Source organism: Frateuria edaphi (genome assembly GCF_021117405.1).
GTDB classification, from domain to species: domain Bacteria; phylum Pseudomonadota; class Gammaproteobacteria; order Xanthomonadales; family Rhodanobacteraceae; genus Frateuria_A; species Frateuria_A edaphi.
Genome location: NZ_CP088251.1, coordinates 2219577 through 2237321, shown reverse-complemented (window position 1 = coordinate 2237321; position 17745 = coordinate 2219577). Strand labels below are relative to the sequence as shown.

The following is a 17745-nucleotide window of genomic DNA, read 5'->3' as shown; positions in this document are numbered from 1 at the left end:
ATGGGGCGTATCGCCAGGATCGCCCCCGATCGGCCCGGCCGGCGCCTTCCCCCGCGGCGCGGGGGAAGGCATCGGTCGTCGCTCAGTGCTTGTATTCCGACGCCCAGTAGGCCTCGATCTTCTGCACCAGGCTCTGCGGCAGCGGCACGTAGTCCAGCGCGGCGGCCTGGTCCTGGCCGTTCTCCAGCGCCCACTTGAAGAAGTCGAAGGCGACCTTGCTGTGCTCGGCATTCTTCGGCTGCTTGTACATGATCACCCAGGTGGTCGCGGTGATCGGCCAAGCCTTGGCGCCCGGGGCGTTGGTCATGATCAGGTTGAAGTCCTTCGCGCTGGCCCAGTCGGCGGTGCTGGCCGCGGCGGCGAAGCTGTCGGCGTTGGGAGCGACGACGTTGCCGGCGGCGTTCTTCAGGTCGATCCAGCTGATCTTGTTCTTCACCGCGTAGGCGTATTCGACATAGCCGATCGAACCCTTGATCTGCTTGACGTACTGCGACACGCCCTCGTTGCCCTTGCCGCCCACGCCTGTCGGCCAGTCGACCGAGGTGCCGAACTTGACCTGGCCGGCCCATTCGGGGCTCACCTTGGACAGGTAATTGGTGAAGTTGAACGAGGTGCCCGAACCGTCGGAGCGGTGCACGACGGTGATCTTGCCGGCCGGCAACTTGAGCCCGCCGTTGAGCGCGGCGATCTTCGGATCGCTCCAGTTCCTGATCTTGCCCAGGAAGATGTCGGCCAGCGTCGCGCCGTCGAGCTTGATCTGGCCAGCCTGCACGCCGGCGATGTTGACCACCGGCACGATGCCGCCGACCACCACCGGGAACTGGCCCAGGCCGAACTTCTGGAGGTCCTCGGCCTTCATCGGCGCATCGGAGGCGCCGAAGTCGATCGTGCCTTCCTTGATCTGCGCGATGCCGGCACCGGAGCCGACCGACTGGTAGTTGAGGTGGTTGCCGGTCTTCTCGGCATAGTTCGCCGACCAGCGTGACAGCACGGGGTAGACGAAGCTCGAGCCGGCGCCGGTGATGTCGGTCGCCTGGGCGCCGTTGGCACCCAGCAGCGAGGCGGCAGCCAGTACGGCAGCCGTACCGAGGCGGGAAACGGTGGTGGTTGCATTCAACACGGTCAGTCCTCTCAAGATGGTGCGTCGCGGGCGGATTCCCGGCGGACGCATTTGAGGTCAGCGGTGTTGCAATGAGATGAGATGAATGTTGCAGCGTGATGACACGCCGCATCCGGCTGTCATGAAAGCGATCAGGTCAGCGTCAGTCCGACCTGGTCGCGCTCGAGCGTTTCCAGCCGCCGCCAGCGGTTGACGATCGAGCAGAACAGTTCCGCCGTGCGCTCGGCGTCGTAGATGGCCGAATGCGCCTCGCGTCCGTCGAATGCATGGCCCGCTGCCTGCACCGCCTTGCTCAGCACGGTCTGTCCGTAGGCCAGGCCGCTCAGCGTGGCGGTGTCGAAGCAGCTGAAAGGATGGAACGGGTTGCGCTTGTGCCCGCAGCGGCGCACGGCCGCGTTGAGGAAGGCCAGATCGAAGGCCGCGTTGTGGCCGACCAGTACGGCCCGCTGGCATTCGCTCTCGCGCATGGCCTGGCGGACCGGATTGAACACGTGGTCCAGCGCCTGCCGCTCCGACAACGCGCCGCGAAGCGGATTGTCCGGGTCGATGCCGGTGATCTCCAGCGAGCGCGGGTCGATGCGGGCGCCGGGGAACGGCTCGACGTGCGTGAACACCGGGGCGCGCGGGTGCAGGTACCCCTCGCCGTCCATCGCCAGGGTGACCACGGCGATTTCCAGCAGCGCGTCGTGCTCGGCATCGAAGCCGCCGGTTTCCACGTCCACGATCACCGGCATGAAGCCGCGGAACCGCTGGCACATGCGGGCGGCCATGCTGTTGCTTACGTATTCCATCGACGAAGCATATCAGCGCCCGGTGGCGCGCTCGCGAAGTCCGCGTCTGCGCACGATGCGCACTGTCTTCGTTCTGTCACGCAACCGGCACGGAACCGTAAACGACGCGCCGCATCCTGCCGCCTGTCCCTGCTTGGCCATCCAGGATCGAAGGGGGCGGTCGAGTGGTTCCTACCAACAGTGGAGAGAATTACATGCGTTCGAAGATGCTCGTGGTGGCGGTCGCCGCCGGTCTGGGCCTGGCAGCCGCCGGCGTGCACGCGGCACCGGTCCCGCAGGATGCGCAGTCCTCTGCGCGCAGCGCCGAGGTCGAGCAGCTCAAGGCCCAGCTGGCCGCCCTGCAGGCCAAGATGGACGAGCTGGAACAGCGCACCGATGCGCAGTCCGACATCAATGTGAGTACGGGCCAGAACATCGAGGCGCTGCAGAAGTCGCAGGCCAGCTCGGCCTCGTCGCTCGACAAGGCGCTGGCCGACACCAAGTTCTCCGGCAAGATGTTCTTCGACTTCTCGAACATCGACCAGAAGAACAGCGACACCGGCAAGACCGATGCCTCGGGCACGGGCCTGGACGTCAAGCGCTTCTACCTGGGCGTGGACCACCAGTTCAACGACATCTGGTCGGCCAACCTCACCACCGACTTCAACTATGTCAGCGCCGACGGCGAGACGAACCTGTTCGTGAAGAAGGCCTACGTGCAGGGCAAGTTCGACCAGGCGGCGGTGCTGCGCATCGGTTCGGCGGACATGCCGTGGATTCCGTTCGTGGAGAGCTACTACGGCTTCCGCTACGTCGAGAACACCCTGACCGACCGCCTGAAGTACGCCAACTCGGCCGACTGGGGCCTGCACCTGGGCGGTGACCTCGGCGCGAACAAGGTCGCCAACTACGCGGTGTCGGTCGTCAACGGCGGCGGCTACAAGAACCCCAGCCGCAGCAAGGGCGTGGACATCGAAGGTCGCGTGGGCTTCGTTCCGTTCGAAGGCATGATCGTCGCCGTCGGCGGCTACAGCGGTCACCTGGGCAAGGAAACCGAGAGCATCGATGCGCCGAACACCGCGCAGCGCGGCGATGTGATGGTCGCCTACCAGGACAAGAAAGTGCGCGTGGGTGCCGAGTACTTCACCGCCAAGAACTGGGGCAACCTGGTGCTGAGCCCGGTCGAGGACAAGGCCGACGGCTACTCGCTGTGGGGGTCGGTGGCGCTCACCGATGACGTCGCGCTGTTCGCCCGCTACGACAACGCCAAGCTGAGCAAGGACCTGGACGACGGCGCGAAGGACGTCTACTACAACCTCGGCCTGCAGTACCAGGTGACCAAGGGCTTCAAACTGGCCGCGGTGTGGAAGCACGAAAAGGCCGAACATTCGGTCGCCGATCCGGTGCCGCCGCATGTACAAAACGTCAAGACGAACGAAATCGGCGTGTTCGGCGAGGTCGCGTTCTAGGCGGGCGCTGCGTTTGGCGCTTCTTGAACAAACCTTCACGCGGCCCGTGGATCATTAGCCGCGTGTCAAGGAGTGGTTATCGGAAGGGAGTTCTACCCAGGGAGGGACAACGGCGGGCCGCAAGCCCGCCGTTATTTTTTTTGAGGGTTGCGAGGTTGTCTTTGCAGGAGCCCGCTCGTGGCGATGCTCTCTTCCTGATGCGCCATCGAAGCTCAGGTGTCGCACACGAATGGGCTCCTGCGAAAAGCGACCTGCGCTCACCGTCGACCACAGGAGCGCTTCATGCACATCCGCAAGTTGACCGACCAGATCAGCGTGTCGCCGCAGATCCTGCCCGGCGAGATGGCCGACCTCGAAGCCGCCGGGTTTCGCAGCGTGATCAACAACCGGCCGGACGGGGAAGCGGACGACCAGCCGTCCAGTGCCGAGATGGCGCAGGCCGCCGCCGCGCGCGGACTGGCCTACCGCGACATCCCGGTCGTGCCCGGGCAGTACGAAGCCGCCGTCATCGAGGCCATGGCACGGGCGGTGGCGGAACTGCCTGCGCCGGTGCTGGCCTTCTGCCGCACCGGCACGCGTTCGACCACGTTGTGGGCGCTACAGGCCGCCCGCGCCGGCGACGCCGACGCGATCGTGAAGGCGGCCGGCGAGGCAGGCTATGACATCGCGGCCCTCGCGCCACGGCTGCGGGCGATGCGGCATGCCTGATCCAACGCGGTCCGGCGACGTGTCCCGCTGTTGGGCGACCCCGTGAGCCTGGTGCCCGGGATTGGCGAACTGCTGGCGGTGCTGTGCGGCTCCGCCGTGGGGTTTTCGCTGGCCCTCATCGGTGGCGGCGGGTCGATCCTGGCCACGCCGCTGCTGCTGTACGTCGTCGGCGTGCGCGATCCGCACCTGGCGATCGGCACCAGCGCGGTGGCCGTGTCGGCCAACGCCTTCGCCAACCTGCTGCCGCACGCGCGCGCCGGCCACGTGCGCTGGCGCGCGGGATTCGTGTTCGCCGCGGCCGGCGTGCTCGGCGCCTGGCTGGGATCGAGCGTGGGCAAGGCGATGGACGGCCATCGGCTGCTGGCGTTGTTCGCGTTGCTGATGCTGGTGGTGGCGTTCCTGATGTTGCGCGGGCGGCGCGACGGGGCGGCGGATCGCTATCCATTGCCCAATACCCTGCCGCGGCTGGGCGCCGTCGGCATCGGCGCTGGCGGCCTGGCCGGGTTCTTCGGGATCGGCGGCGGCTTCCTGATCGTGCCCGGGCTGATGTTCGCCAGCGGGATGGAGATCATCAACGCGATCGGCACCTCGTTGTTCTCCGTCGGTACCTTCGCAGCGACCACCGCGGGCAACTACGCGGCATCGGGCCTGGTCGACTGGCGCATCGCGGCCGAGTTCATCGGCGGTGGCGTGATCGGTGGTTGGCTGGGTGCCCTGGGCGCGCGGCGCCTGGCCGGCACGCGCGGTGCGCTCAACGTGGTCTTCGCCGGCGTGATCGTGGTCGTGGCGATCTACATGCTCTACCGCTCGCTGACGCACGTCGCCTGAGCAGGCTTTCGCAGCCCACCCTATGGCCTACGGCGCGGGCGGCGTCTTGTGCCGATACTTGCAGAGGTCGCGGATCGGGCAGATCGGGCAGTCGGGCTTGCGTGCCTTGCACACGTAGCGGCCGTGCAGGATCAGCCAGTGGTGGGCGTCCTTCTTGAACTCGGCCGGCACCACTTTTTCCAGCTTGTCCTCGACCGCACGCACGTCCTTGCCCGGCGCGAGGCCGGTGCGGTTGGAGACGCGGAAGATGTGCGTGTCCACCGCGATGGTGGGCTCGCCGAAGGCGGTATTGAGCACCACGTTGGCGGTCTTGCGGCCGACCCCTGGCAGGGCTTCCAGCGCTTCGCGCGTGCGTGGCACATCGCCGCCGTGCTGCTCGATGAGGATGCGGCACAGCGCGATCACGTTCTTCGCCTTGGCGTTGAACAGGCCGATCGTGCTGATGTAGCGCTTCAGGCCCTCCTCGCCCAGCGCCAGGATCGCCTGCGGCGTGCTGGCCTTCGGGTAGAGCTTGCGGGTCGCCTTGTTGACACCCACGTCGGTGGCCTGCGCCGAGAGCACCACCGCCACCAGCAGCTCGAAGGGCGTGCGGTATTCCAGTTCGGTGGTCGGGTGGGGATTGAGCTCGCGCAGGCGCGTGAACAGTTCGACGATATCGGCGCGCTTCATGCGGAGCCCTGTTTGGCGCGGGCGCGGGCGAGTGCGGCCAGCACCGGGTTTGTCGGCGTGGTGGGCGCATCGACCGCAGCCTTGCGCGCGGCCAGTTCGGCCTCGCGCTCGGCGCGTTCGCGGGCAAGGCGAGACTCGCGGCGCAGGAAATGCGCGCGGGAAGCTTCCGCGTGCGCCGGATCCTCGACCTGCGCCAGCGGCATGGGCTCGAGCACGATGCAGTCGACCGGACAGGCCGGCACGCACAGTTCGCAACCGGTGCAGTGGTCCGGCATCACGGTGTGCATCAGCTTCGCCGCGCCGACGATCGCATCGACCGGACACGCCTGGATGCATTTTGTGCAGCCGATGCAGTCGGCTTCGACCACGCGTGCGAGCATGCGCGGCTTCTCCACGCCGTGGTCGGGATCGAGCGGCAGCACGGGCGTGTCCAACAGCGCCGCCAGCCTGGCAATGCCGGCCACGCCGCCGGGCGGGCAGCGGTTGATCGGCGCATCGCCGCGCGCCATCGCCTCGGCATACGGGCGACAGCCATGGAAGCCGCACTGCTCGCACTGGGTCTGCGGCAGCAGGGCGTCGATGCGGATGGCAAGATCGGTGACGTCGTTCATGGTGTTCCGGGCGCGTTACCGGACGGGCATCGGCATAATCGGCGCTCTATTGTCCCGCAAGTCGGCAGGAGCTTCCCATGACCTTTTTCCGTCCCTCCGTGCGTGTCGCCTCGCTGCTGCTCGCCGCAGCGATCGGCATGACCGGTACGCTGTTGCTCACCCATGCCGCGCCGGTTCGGGCGGAAACCGTGTCGGGCGATGCCGTCACGGTGTTCGTCGACGCCACGCTGGGCTTCCGCAAGAACCACATGGCGAAGAAGTTGACCGAGTCGCACGCCGAGTACGCCGCGCGCGGCTACCACGTGGTGGACCTGTCGGCGTACAACGAGAACGGCGACCTGGTGGGCTTCTTCGTCACCTACGCGCGCTGAGTTTTCCTGCAGGACATCCTGCCTAGCGGACGGTGGCGCCGGGCTTGGCGCCCTGGTCGGCGTCCAGCAGGAACAGGTCGCCGCCGCCGTCGCCGGCGGACAGGATCATGCCCTCGGACAGGCCGAATCGCATCTTCCGCGGCGCCAGGTTCGCGATGAACACCACGTTGCGGCCCACCAGCTTTTCCGGCTCCTGGTAGGCGGCGCGGATGCCGGAGAAGATCTGGCGCGTGCCCAGCGGGCCCGCGTCCAGCTCGAAGCGGAGCAGTTTGTCCGAGCCTTCCACGAACTCGCAGGCGATGACCTTGCCGATGCGCAGGTCGAGCCTGGCGAAGTCGTCGATGGAAATGGTGGCGGGCGTGGCGGAGGGCGGGTTTGCGGCGGGCGCGGCAGGTTCGGTCATGGGCTTGCGGTTTTCTCTGGATGGCTTGGGTGCGGCCGCCGGGGCGGGCGTGAGCGATTCCCTGGACGCATCGACCATCGACTCGATGCGCTTGGGATCGATGCGGCCGAGGAGCGGCTCGAACGGGCCGATAGAATGGTTGTGCAACTCCGCGCGGGCCTCGTCGAAGTCGACGATGGGCGCGTTGAGGAAGGCCTCGGCCGCCGCCACGGTGGCCGGGAGGATCGGCTTCAGCAATCCGGCCAGCAGCCGGAAGGCGGCCAAGGCGAACGAACACACCTGGTGCAGCTCGACGCGGCGCGATTCGTCCTTGGCCATGGTCCAGGGCGCGGTAGCGGCGATGTGGCCGTTGACCAGGTCGGCCATCAGCACGAAGCGGCGGGTGACTTCGGCGAAATCGCCCGCGTCGTAGAGTGCGTCGATGCCGTCGTAGTGCTCCAGCAGCGTGTTCCACAGCGCCTGTTCGGCGGCGCCGTGGCGCGTGGCGAGGCGACCGTCGAAGAACTTGTGCACGAAGCCCGCGGTGCGGCTGGCGATGTTCACCCACTTGCCGACGAGGTGCGAGTTGACGCGTTCCTCGAAGGCCTTGAGGTCCAGGTCCACGTCCACCGGCGCGTCGTCCAGCATGCTGGCGAAGTAGTAGCGCAGGAACTCGGGGTTGAGGCCGGCGTCCAGATAGGTGCGCGCCTGGATGAAGGTGCCGCGTGACTTGGACATCTTCGCGCCGTTGACGGTGAGGTAGCCGTTGACGTGTAGCGCGGTCGGCGTGCGGAAACCGGCGCCGTGCAGCATCGCCGGCCAGAACAGGCCATGGAAGTTGATGATGTCCTTGCCGATGAAGTGGTGCATCTCGGCGTGGCTGGACGGGGCGAGGAAATCGTCGAACTTCAGGCCACGCTTGTCGCACAGCGCCTTGAAGCTGGCCAGGTAGCCGACCGGCGCGTCCAGCCAGACGTAGAAGAACTTGCCCGGCGCATCGGGGATCGGGAAACCGAAGTAGGGGGCGTCGCGCGAGATGTCCCAGTCCTTCAGCCCGCCGTCCAGCCACTCGCGCAGCTTGGCTGCGACGCCCGCGTTCGCCACCGGCTTGGCGTCGGTGTAGCGGCCGGCGAACCAGTCGCGCAACAGCGCCTCGAACTTGGACAGCTCGAAGAAATAGTGCTCCGAATCGCGCAGCACCGGCGCGGCGCCGGAGACCACCGAGTAGGGCTCGAGCAGGTCGGTCGGCGCGTAGGTGGCGCCGCAGTTCTCGCAGTTGTCGCCGTACTGGTCGGGCGTGCCGCAGCGTGGGCAGGTTCCCTTGATGTAGCGGTCCGGCAGGAACATTTCCTTCTCCGGATCGAACAGCTGCTTGATGCTGCGTCGCGCGATGGATCCGCCGTCGCGCAGGCGCGTGTAGATCAGCGTCGCCAGTTCGCGGTTCTCTTCCGAGTGCGTCGAGTGGTAGTGGTCGAAGTCCACGCCGAAGTCGGCGAAGTCGGCCTCGTGCCCGGCGCGGATGCCCTCGATGAAGGACTCCGGCGTCATGCCCGCCTTCTGAGCCGCCAGCATGATCGGCGTGCCGTGCGCGTCGTCCGCGCAGACGTACGCCACCTCGTTGCCAGCCATGCGCTGCGCGCGCACCCAGATGTCGGCCTGGATGTAGCCCAGCAAGTGGCCCATGTGCAGCGGGCCGTTGGCGTAGGGCAGGGCGTTGGTGACGAGCAGGCGGCGGGTCATGGCGGGTGGCATTGCGACGGGATCGCGCATTATGGCATGCGCGGTTTGGATGGCTGAACGCGCGGAAGCCCCTGTGGGAGCGCACCCTGCGCGCGGCCCGGGTGCGGGTGGTTGCGGACGGGGTGCGCTCCTGCCACGGCGGTTCGATGTTGCAGCGCAGCGTCAGGGGTTCGATAATTGCGGGACGCAGGCTGTTCCTGCCGGAAACACAACTGTCATGCACCTGAACATGCTCAAGGCCAAGATCCACCGCGCCACGGTGACCCACGCGGAGCTGCACTACGAGGGCTCGATCGCGATCGACGGCCTGTTGCTGGATGCCTCGGGCATCCGCGAGTACGAGCAGATCCACGCGTGGAACATCAACAGCGGGCAGCGCTTCGTGACCTACGCGCTGCGCGCCGAGGAAGGCTCGGGGATCATCTCGGTCAACGGCAGCGCCGCACGCAGTGCGCAGGCCGGCGACCTGATCATCATCGCCGCGTTCGTGCAGCTCAGCGAGGCGGAGCTGGAGAAGTTCCAGCCGACGCTGGTGTACGTGGGCGCCGGCAACCGGATCAGCCACACCAATCGGTCGATCCCCAAGCAGATGGCTGTCGCCTGATCCGCGCCAGACAGCAGGGTGGGCATCAGCCCACCCGCAAGGGGCGATAAGGCGCGGTGGGTTGAAGCCCGTGCTGCGTGGGTCCTACGTGTTCCTCACGCGTGCACGGCTTAAGATGCAAGGCTTCCCTTGCCAGCGCGTCTGCCCATGCCAGCCAACGTCCCGACGTACGCCTCGCTGTTCGCCGACCACGCCCGCCGCCTTTCGCAGACCCACCTGCGCACGCTGATCGCCGACCCCGGCCGCGGGGCGCGCCTGCGTCATCGCGCGGGGCCGCTGCTGCTCGACCTCAGCCGGCAGAAGCTGGACCTGGCGGCGCTCGATGCGCTGGGCGCGCAGCTGGAAGCCGGTGGCTGGCAGGCCGCCCGGGACGCGATGTTCGCCGGCGAGCCGATCAACACGTCCGAGGGGCGCGCGGTGTTGCATACGGCGCTGCGTGCCGGTGGTTCATCCATGCCTTCGCCCGCGCCCGCCGAGGCACGCAGCGAGATCGAGGCCACGCTCGATCGTATCGGCGAGCTGGTCGATGCCATCCATGACGGTCGCCAGGAGGCGCTCGGCCTGCCCGGGACGGTCACCGACGTCGTCAACATCGGCATAGGCGGCTCGGACCTGGGCCCGCGCCTGGCGGTGGCCGCGCTGGCTCCGTTCCGCACGCCGAAGGTGCGCAGCCATTTCCTGACCAACGTCGATGGCCAGGCGGCCTACGACCTGACCAACCGGCTGGATCCGAAGACCACGCTCGTAGTGATGGTCTCCAAGACCTTCACCACGCAGGAGACGCTGCTCAACGGCAACGTGCTGCGCGGCTGGATTTCGGAAGCCTGCGGCGGTGACGAGCGCGCGGTGGCGCGCCATTTCCTGGCGGTCAGCGCCAACACCGAGGTGGCGGGCAGCTGGGGCGTGCCGCTCAGGCAGATCTTCCCGATGTGGGATTTCGTCGGCGGGCGCTACTCGCTGTGGTCGGCGGTCGGGCTGTCGCTGGCGCTGGCGATCGGCATGCAGGGCTTTCGTGCCGTGCTGGCCGGCGCCGCTCGGATGGACGATCACTTCCGCAGCGCGCCCTGGCAGGAAAACCTGCCGGCGCTGCTGGCCTTGACCGAAATCTGGAACCGCGACGTGCTGGGGTTCCCCACGCGCGCGGTGGTGCCGTATGCGGACCTGCTCGGCGACTTGCCGAGCTACCTGCAGCAGCTGGAGATGGAAAGCCTGGGCAAGTCGGTCACGCCACAGGGCGCGCCGGTGGGGCAGCCGACCGTGCCGGTGGTGTGGGGCAGCGTCGGCACCAACGCGCAGCACGCCTATTTCCAGGCGCTGCACCAGGGCACCGAGGTGGTGCCGCTGGACCTGATCGGTGTCGTCAATCCCGCGCACCCGCTGCACGGCAACCACGATGCGCTGCTGTCCAACCTGCTCGCGCAGGCGGCTGCGCTCGCGCTGGGCAAGACCGCGGACGAGGCGCTGGCCGAGAATCCCGCCGGCGGTCGCGAACTGGCCGCACAGCGGACGTTCCCGGGCGACCGCCCGAGCTCGGTGATCCTGCTCGATGCACTCACGCCCGAAAGCCTGGGTGCGCTGATCGCGATGTATGAGCACAAGGTGTTCCTGCTGGGCCACCTGTGGGGCATCAACGCGTTCGACCAGTGGGGCGTGGAGTTGGGCAAGAGCATCGCGCGGCAGATCCTGCCGGCGCTGCGCGGCGAAGCGTCGGACGTGCCCCCGCTGGATGCGGCAACCTGCGAGTTGATCGCAGCGATCCGCGAGCGCCGCAAGTAGCAGCAGAGGTGGGCTTCAGCCCACCGGTTCTTTGTGCCATCGGGGCGGTGGGCTGAAGCCCGCCCTACAAAGGCTGCTCGCCGTGTCGGGCCAGCGCCCAGGCCACGTGTTCGCGGACGACCGGGGAGGAATGGCCAGCTCGCGTATGCAGAGCGGCAATCACCTCGAAGGTATGTGGCGCATTGCCCAACGCCACCGCGATGTTGCGTAGCCAGCCCTCGTAACCGGTGCGCCGTATTGCCATGCCTTCGGTGCGGCGCAGGAACTCCTCTTCGCTCCACGCGAACAGCTCCGCCAGCTTCGCACCGTCCAGGCTGTGCCGCGGCGCGAAGTCCGGCTCGGTGGCGTCCTGCGCGAACTTGTTCCAGGGACACACCAGCTGGCAGTCGTCGCAGCCGAAGATGCGGTTGCCCATCGGCGCCCGCAATTCCTCGGGGATCGAGCCCTTGAGCTCGATCGTGAGGTAGGAAATGCAACGACGGGCGTCGAGCCGGTAGGGCCCCAGGATCGCCTGGGTCGGGCACACGTCGATGCAGCGCGAGCAGGTGCCGCAGTGGGCCGTGGCGGGCGGATCGATCGGCAACGGCAGGTCGGTGTAGAGCTCGCCGAGAAAGAAATACGACCCGGCATCCTTGTTGATCAGTACCGTGTGCTTGCCGATCCAGCCCAGGCCCGCGTTGCGCGCGAGCGCCTTCTCCAGCACCGGCGCCGAGTCCACATAGGCGCGATAGCCGAACTCGCCGATGGCCTCGCGGATGCGTTCGGCAAGCTTCTGCAGCCGGTTGCGCATCAGCTTGTGGTAATCGCGGCCCAGCGCGTAGCGCGCCACGTAGCCGGCCTCGCCGTCGTTGATCACGTCCCAGGCGTGCCTCGTGCCGGGCGCGAGGTAGTCCATGCGCACCGAGATCACCCGCAAGGTGCCCGGTTCCAGCTCCGCCGGGCGGCTGCGGCGGGTGCCGTGGCGGGCCATGTAATCCATTTCGCCATGCAGGCCATCGCCCAGCCACTGCTCGAGGTGCGACTCGTCCTCGCCCAGTTCGACGCCGCTGATGGCGGTCTGGGCAAATCCCAGCTCGCGCGCCCACTGCTTGATGTCATGGGCCAGCGCGGCGTAGTCGTGGGAGGGAACAACGGACATGACGCCATTGTAAGGGCGAGCCCGCACCTATAATCGCCCGATGACCGCGCCGCATCGCCACGCCCTCTATACCGTCGCCCAGGTGCGCGCACTGGACCGGCGCGCGATCGGGGAGCTGGGCATTCCCGGTTATGAGCTCATGCGCCGCGCGGCCGCCGCGGCGTTCGCCAGCCTGCGCCGCCACTGGCCGCAGGCGCAGCGCATCGCGGTGTACTGCGGGCCCGGGAACAACGGTGGCGACGGCTACCTGCTCGCGCTGCTGGCGCATGAGGCCGGGCTGGTCGCCGACGTGCTCGCGCTGGCGGAGTCCCCGGGCGAGGGCGATGCCGCCAGCGCCCGGACCGCCTGCGAGCAGGCGGGCGTGCCGATGCATCGCTGGCATGGAACATCATCGTTGCCGGACGCCGACGTCCATGTCGATGCGCTCTATGGCACCGGCCTGAACCGGCCGCCGCAACCGGCCGCGGCCGGCTTGATCGAACGGCTCAACGCCAGCGGCAAGCCGATCCTGGCGCTGGATGTGCCCTCGGGCCTGAATGCCGACACCGGGCATTGCCCGGGCGCGGCGATCCGCGCCAGCCTCACGGTAAGTTTCATTGCGGCCAAGCGCGGCCTGCACACCGGGCAGGCCAGTGCGCACACGGGGCGCGTGGAACTGGCCACATTGGGCCTTCCCGACAGCCTGTGGCAGGAGACGCCCGATGCCCGCCTGCTCGAAGCGGGCACATTGGGACCTCGCCCGCGCGACGACCACAAAGGGCGCAACGGCCATGTGCTCGCCATGGGCGGCGACCACGGCACCGCTGGCGCGATCCGTCTTTGCGGCGAGGCCGCCTTGCGTGGCGGCGCGGGCCTGGTCAGCGTGGCCACGCGCCACGAACACCTGGTCGCGCTCAACGCCGCACGCCCCGAGCTGATGGCGCACGCGGTCAACGGTCCCCAGGCATTGGAGCCGCTGCTCGATCGCGCCACCGTGCTGGCGGTCGGCCCAGGCCTGGGACAGGGCGCGTGGGGCCACGCGCTGTGGCTGACCGCCCTGGACAGCCCGCTGCCGCTGGTGCTGGACGCCGATGGCCTCAACCTGCTCGCGGCCGAGCCGCGGCGCTTCGATCCGGCCCGGCCCGCGGTACTCACGCCGCATCCGGGCGAGGCCGCACGGTTGCTCGGTTGCTCCGTCGGCGAGGTCGAGGGTGACCGCTTCGCCGCTGCCCGCGCGCTTGCGCAGCGCTTCGGCGCTGTGGCCGTGCTCAAGGGCGCGGGTTCGCTGATCGCCGGTCCGGATGGCCGTCTGGACGTCTGTCCATGGGGCAATCCGGGCATGGCCTCCGGCGGCATGGGCGACCTGCTGACCGGCCTCATCGCCGCCTTGCTGGCGCAGGGTTGTACCGCCTGGAATGCGGCCCGCCTCGGCGTAGGGCTGCACGCGCGCGCCGGCGACCACGCGGCACGCGCGGGCGAGCGAGGCCTTGTCGCCAGCGACCTGCTGTTCCCGCTGCGTCGCCTGCTGAACGGACTGGATGCATGAGCTACTGGACCCTCCCCGACGAAACCGCCACCTCCGCGCTGGCACAACGCTTCGCCGCGGCGATCGACGGCGGCCTGGTGTTCTACCTGCACGGCGACCTGGGCGCCGGGAAGACCAGCTTCGCCCGTGCGTTGCTCACCGCGCTGGGCGTGGGTGAGCGGGTCAAGAGCCCGACCTACAGCCTGGTCGAGTCTTATCGCGCGGGCGCGCTCACCGCCTGGCATCTGGACCTCTACCGCATCGCCGATCCGGGCGAGCTGGAATGGCTGGGCCTGGACGCCCTGGGCGATCCGGCCGCGCTGGTGCTGGTCGAGTGGCCCGAGCGGGGCACCGGTGCCTTGCCCGCCCCGGACCTCGTCCTGGAGCTGGATCATGCGGACCCCGGGCGGTGTGCCAAAGCGGTCCCGCACAGCGACCGGGGCAGGGCCCTGCTGGGACGTTTGGGGGAGTCCTAAGTTACGGTTCCGTAAGAAAAAAGTGCTTTAGGTGGTTTTGCTCCGGGAAAGCGCGGCTTGGCGGCCATACCTTGGGTTGCCATGACAAATGCGATGCAGGTTATGGATATCCAAGGGAAAAACCCTTGCAATCGCATTTTTGCTGCGTTTCAATGCGACGCCATGACACGTACGTTTGCGCGCCTGGGAAGTCTCGCTCTGGTGGCTCTCGCCGCCGCGCTTCCGTTGCGCCCGGCGCAGGCGGCCGATGTGCAGGGCGCCCGCGTCTGGGCGGGCCCGGATTACACCCGCATCGTGTTCGATCTGTCCGGCCCGGTGGATTACAAGCTGCGCCGCGACGGGAACACAGTCGAGCTGGAGCTGCCCGGCGGTGGCCTGGCGCGCGGTTTCGACGCGCCGGTGGCGCAGGGCCTGTACAAGGGCCTGGACAGTCGCGCTTCGGGTGGCGAGTTGCATCTGGTGGCCCATGCCGCCGGGGGATCCCGGCCGAAGAGCTTCCTGCTCAAGCCTGCCGGCGAGCATGGCTACCGCCTGGTGCTGGACCTCTATCCTGGCGAGGACGGGGCCATCGCGGATACGGCGGACGACCGTGCGCCGCGCGTGCTGGCCAGCGTCAAGCCGACCTCCAGCGAGGGCAAGGGCGCCAGGCAGGCTGCCGCGTTGCTCGGCGGCGAGCGCAAGGTGATCGTCGCGATCGACGCCGGCCACGGCGGCAAGGATCCCGGCTCGCACGGACCCAGCGGCACGCAGGAGAAGGACGTCACCCTGGCGGTGGCGCGCGCCCTGGCCGCCGAGATCAACCGCCAACCCGGCATGAAGGCCGTACTGACCCGTGACGGCGACTATTTCATCCCGCTCAAGCGCCGCTACCAGATCGCCCGCGAGCAGAACGCGGACATGTTCGTCTCGGTCCACGCCGATGCCTTCACCAGCAGCGACGCCAAGGGCTCGTCGGTGTGGGTGCTGTCGCCGCGCGGCAAGACGTCCGAGGCCGCGCGCTGGCTGGCCGACCGCGAGAACCGCGCCGACCTGATCGGCGGCGTCTCGCTGGACGACAAGGACGACAGCCTGGCCGCGGTACTGCTGGACCTGCAGCAGGGCTACGCCATCCAGGCCAGCGAGTCGATCGCCGGCAACGTGCTCAAGGCGCTGGCCAACCTGGGGCCGACCCATCGTGGCCACGTCGAGCATGCCAACTTCGTGGTGCTGCGCTCGCCGGACGTTCCATCGATCCTGGTCGAGACCGCCTTCATCAGCAATCCGGCCGAGGAGCGCAAGCTGCGCGATCCGGCGCATCAGCGCCAGCTGGCCGAGGCGGTGATGGGCGGCGTGCGCAACTACTTCGAGGCGACCCCGCCGCAGGGCACCTGGTTCGCCGCGCAGGCCATGCGCCGCAACGGCACCCTGGCTTCCGCCGCCAAGCCCGCTGTGGCGGTGGCGGACACGCGCGCCGACGCCAACGTGCGCGACCTGCACCGGGTCTCGCGGGGGGAGAGCCTGGGCAGCATCGCGCGCCAGTACGGCGTCAGCGTGAATGCGCTCAAGAGTGCCAATCGCATGAGCAGCGATACGGTGCAGACAGGCGCGGTGCTGGCCATTCCGGCCGGCTGATCAGCTCCGCTTTTTCTTTGCTTCCAGAAGGGCGTCCTGGCATGGGCAATGCCACCGCCACCCTTTAAGCTTGCGCGATGCCCGTTATCCGCCAGCTTCCGCCCGACCTCATCAACCAGATCGCCGCCGGCGAGGTGATCGAGCGGCCATCCTCGGTGGTCAAGGAACTGGTCGAGAACAGCCTCGATGCCGGCGCCAGCCGCATCGAAGTAGACATCGAGCAGGGCGGGGCGCGGCTGATCCGCGTGCGCGACGACGGCGGCGGCATCGGGCCGGACGACCTGCCCTTGGCGGTGGCTTCCCATGCCACCAGCAAGATCGGCAGCTTCGACGACCTCGAGCATGTCGCCAGCATGGGCTTCCGCGGCGAGGCGCTGGCCTCGGTGGCCTCGGTGGCACGCTTTGCGCTGACGTCGCGCCTGCGCGATGCCGACAGCGCGTTCCGGCTGGAGGTCGACGGTGGGCGCATGCAGCCGGTGCGCCCGGCGCAGCATCCGGTGGGCACGAGCGTCGAGGTGCGGGACTTGTTCTTCAACGTGCCGGCGCGGCGGAAGTTCCTGCGCGCCGAGCGCACGGAACTGGCGCACATCGACGACCTGCTCAAGTCCCTCTCGCTCGCCCGCCGATCGGTGGAGTTCCGCCTGAGCAACAACGGCAAGCCGCTGCGCCTGTTCAGGGCCTGCCAGGACCAGTCGGCCGCGCTGGCGCGCGTGGCCGAGGTGCTCGGCGAGGGTTTCCCGGCACAGAGCCTGCACATCGACCACGCCGCGGCCGGCATGCAGCTTTCGGGCTGGGTCGGACTGCCGACCGCCTCGCGCGCGCAGGCCGATGGCCAGTACTTCTATGTCAACGGGCGGCTCGTGCGCGACCGCGTGGTCGCCCACGCGGTGCGCCAGGCCTATGCGGACGTGCTGTTCCACGGTCGCCATCCGGCTTTCGTGCTGTACCTGGAACTCGATCCGGCCGGCGTCGACGTCAACGTGCATCCGGCCAAGCACGAGGTGCGTTTCCGCGAGCAGCGGCTGGTGCACGATTTTCTGTTCCGCAGCCTGCACGAGGCACTGGCCCAAACGCGGGCAGGGCTGGCAGCGCAGCCGTCATCGCCCGAACCGGAGACGGCGTCGACACCGTCGTATGCCTACGGTGGCCAGGCGGCTGGACGTCCGTCGCAGTTCGCGCAAAGCCGGCTCAACCTCGGCCTGCGTGACGAGCCGCTGGCCGAGTACGCCACGCTGCTGGGCGGGTCTTCGGCGCGGGTGGACGCTGCCGTGGCGGCGTCGATGCCCGAGGCCGACGAGCGCGAGGCGCCGCCGCTGGGCTTCGCCATCGCCCAGCTAAAGAGCATCTATATCCTCGCCGAGAATGCGCACGGCCTGGTGCTGGTGGACATGCATGCGGCGCACGAGCGCATCACTTACGAAAAGCTCAAGAACGGTCGCGCCTGCAGCAACCTGCGCTCGCAGATGCTGCTGGTGCCGCTGAACCTGTCGGTGAGCGCAAAGGAAGCCGCGGCCGCCGAGGAACACGCCGAAGCGCTGGCCGACTGGGGCCTGGAGCTCTCGCGCAGCGGGCCGTCGACCGTGGTGGTGCGCCGCATCCCCGCGCTGCTCGAGGGCGCCGACGTCGGCCAGCTCACCACCGACGTGCTGGCCGAGCTGGCCCAGCACGGCAGTTCGCGTCGCCTGCAGGAGCTGGAGAACGAACTGCTCTCGACGATGGCCTGCCACGGTTCGGTGCGCGCGGGGCGGCGGCTGACGTTGCCGGAGATGAATGCCTTGCTGCGCGAGATGGAGGCGACCGAGCGCTCCGGCCAGTGCAACCACGGGCGGCCGACGTGGGTGCAGCTGTCGCTGGGCGAACTTGATCGGCTGTTCCTGCGCGGTCGCTGATCCTGTAGGAACGCACAGGCGCGATCCACAGGGCACGCATACGAGCTCGTCTATACTCGAACGCCACCCCACGCTGGAG

Annotated in this window: 16 protein-coding genes; 10 read left to right on the top strand and 6 right to left on the bottom strand. The window is 68.4% G+C overall.

Annotated features, from left to right (window positions below):
• Positions 1–82: 82 nt before the first annotated feature.
• Both pstS and rnt read right to left on the bottom strand, forming a co-directional pair.
• Complete coding sequence (pstS, locus tag LQ772_RS10520; protein ID WP_425600785.1) at positions 83–1171, bottom strand: phosphate ABC transporter substrate-binding protein PstS; 1089 nt, start codon at positions 1169–1171, stop codon at positions 83–85.
• An 80-nt stretch (positions 1172–1251) separates the two neighbouring features.
• A complete protein-coding gene (gene rnt, locus LQ772_RS10515; protein ID WP_231320708.1) occupies positions 1252–1911 on the bottom strand; it encodes a ribonuclease T in 660 nt (219 codons plus the stop codon).
• Between the two features lie 194 nt (positions 1912–2105).
• Here rnt and LQ772_RS10510 point away from each other — a divergent pair, with 194 nt between their 5' ends.
• The 3 genes from LQ772_RS10510 to LQ772_RS10500 all read left to right on the top strand — a co-directional run bounded on the left by LQ772_RS10510 (position 2106) and on the right by LQ772_RS10500 (position 4895).
• The gene (locus tag LQ772_RS10510) at positions 2106–3359 is read left to right on the top strand and encodes a porin (RefSeq protein WP_231320707.1); all 1254 of its coding nucleotides are present in this window, start codon (positions 2106–2108) and stop codon (positions 3357–3359) included.
• Positions 3360–3641: 282 nt separating this feature from the next.
• Positions 3642–4067 (top strand): protein tyrosine phosphatase family protein, encoded by a 426-nt coding sequence (locus LQ772_RS10505; protein ID WP_231320705.1) that lies wholly within the window; start codon positions 3642–3644, stop codon positions 4065–4067.
• Between the two features lie 51 nt (positions 4068–4118).
• Positions 4119–4895 (top strand): sulfite exporter TauE/SafE family protein, encoded by a 777-nt coding sequence (locus LQ772_RS10500; protein WP_231326016.1) that lies wholly within the window; start codon positions 4119–4121, stop codon positions 4893–4895.
• A 27-nt stretch (positions 4896–4922) separates the two neighbouring features.
• On the opposite strand, the gene nth is transcribed toward LQ772_RS10500, so the two are convergent.
• Together nth and LQ772_RS10490 are read right to left on the bottom strand one after the other, a co-directional pair.
• Positions 4923–5564: an endonuclease III gene (gene nth / locus LQ772_RS10495; protein ID WP_231320703.1), complete on the bottom strand. Its 642-nt coding sequence runs from the start codon at positions 5562–5564 to the stop codon at positions 4923–4925.
• Positions 5561–6175, bottom strand: a complete 615-nt coding sequence (locus LQ772_RS10490; RefSeq protein ID WP_231320700.1) for an RnfABCDGE type electron transport complex subunit B — start codon at positions 6173–6175, stop codon at positions 5561–5563. Before LQ772_RS10490 ends, nth begins: the two co-directional genes overlap by 4 nt.
• Before the next feature lie 77 nt (positions 6176–6252).
• Here LQ772_RS10490 and LQ772_RS10485 point away from each other — a divergent pair, with 77 nt between their 5' ends.
• A complete protein-coding gene (locus LQ772_RS10485; protein WP_231320698.1) occupies positions 6253–6546 on the top strand; it encodes a hypothetical protein in 294 nt (97 codons plus the stop codon).
• A gap of 22 nt (positions 6547–6568) precedes the next feature.
• Here the strand turns inward: LQ772_RS10485 and metG are convergent, their stop codons facing one another.
• A complete protein-coding gene (metG, locus tag LQ772_RS10480; RefSeq protein WP_231326013.1) occupies positions 6569–8668 on the bottom strand; it encodes a methionine--tRNA ligase in 2100 nt (699 codons plus the stop codon).
• Between the two features lie 217 nt (positions 8669–8885).
• On the opposite strand from metG, the gene panD reads away from it, so the two are divergent.
• Both panD and pgi read left to right on the top strand, forming a co-directional pair.
• Positions 8886–9272: an aspartate 1-decarboxylase gene (gene panD, locus LQ772_RS10475; RefSeq protein WP_231320697.1), complete on the top strand. Its 387-nt coding sequence runs from the start codon at positions 8886–8888 to the stop codon at positions 9270–9272.
• A 147-nt stretch (positions 9273–9419) separates the two neighbouring features.
• The gene (gene pgi / locus LQ772_RS10470; protein ID WP_231320695.1) at positions 9420–11048 is read left to right on the top strand and encodes a glucose-6-phosphate isomerase; all 1629 of its coding nucleotides are present in this window, start codon (positions 9420–9422) and stop codon (positions 11046–11048) included.
• 64 nt (positions 11049–11112) lie between these two features.
• On the opposite strand, the gene queG is transcribed toward pgi, so the two are convergent.
• Positions 11113–12186, bottom strand: a complete 1074-nt coding sequence (gene queG, locus LQ772_RS10465) for a tRNA epoxyqueuosine(34) reductase QueG (protein ID WP_231320693.1) — start codon at positions 12184–12186, stop codon at positions 11113–11115.
• A gap of 40 nt (positions 12187–12226) precedes the next feature.
• Here queG and LQ772_RS10460 point away from each other — a divergent pair, with 40 nt between their 5' ends.
• The 4 genes from LQ772_RS10460 to mutL all read left to right on the top strand — a co-directional run bounded on the left by LQ772_RS10460 (position 12227) and on the right by mutL (position 17666).
• Entirely contained in the window at positions 12227–13711 is a 1485-nt protein-coding gene (locus tag LQ772_RS10460) for an NAD(P)H-hydrate dehydratase (RefSeq protein ID WP_231320692.1), read from the top strand.
• Positions 13708–14166 carry a tRNA (adenosine(37)-N6)-threonylcarbamoyltransferase complex ATPase subunit type 1 TsaE gene (gene tsaE, locus LQ772_RS10455; protein ID WP_231320691.1) on the top strand — a complete coding sequence of 153 codons (459 nt, stop codon included), beginning with the start codon at positions 13708–13710 and terminating at the stop codon, positions 14164–14166. Before LQ772_RS10460 ends, tsaE begins: the two co-directional genes overlap by 4 nt.
• 162 nt (positions 14167–14328) lie before the next feature.
• Positions 14329–15777 (top strand): N-acetylmuramoyl-L-alanine amidase, encoded by a 1449-nt coding sequence (locus tag LQ772_RS10450; protein ID WP_231320690.1) that lies wholly within the window; start codon positions 14329–14331, stop codon positions 15775–15777.
• 77 nt (positions 15778–15854) lie between these two features.
• Positions 15855–17666 carry a DNA mismatch repair endonuclease MutL gene (mutL, locus tag LQ772_RS10445; RefSeq protein WP_231320689.1) on the top strand — a complete coding sequence of 604 codons (1812 nt, stop codon included), beginning with the start codon at positions 15855–15857 and terminating at the stop codon, positions 17664–17666.
• The last annotated feature ends 79 nt before the right edge of the window (positions 17667–17745 follow it).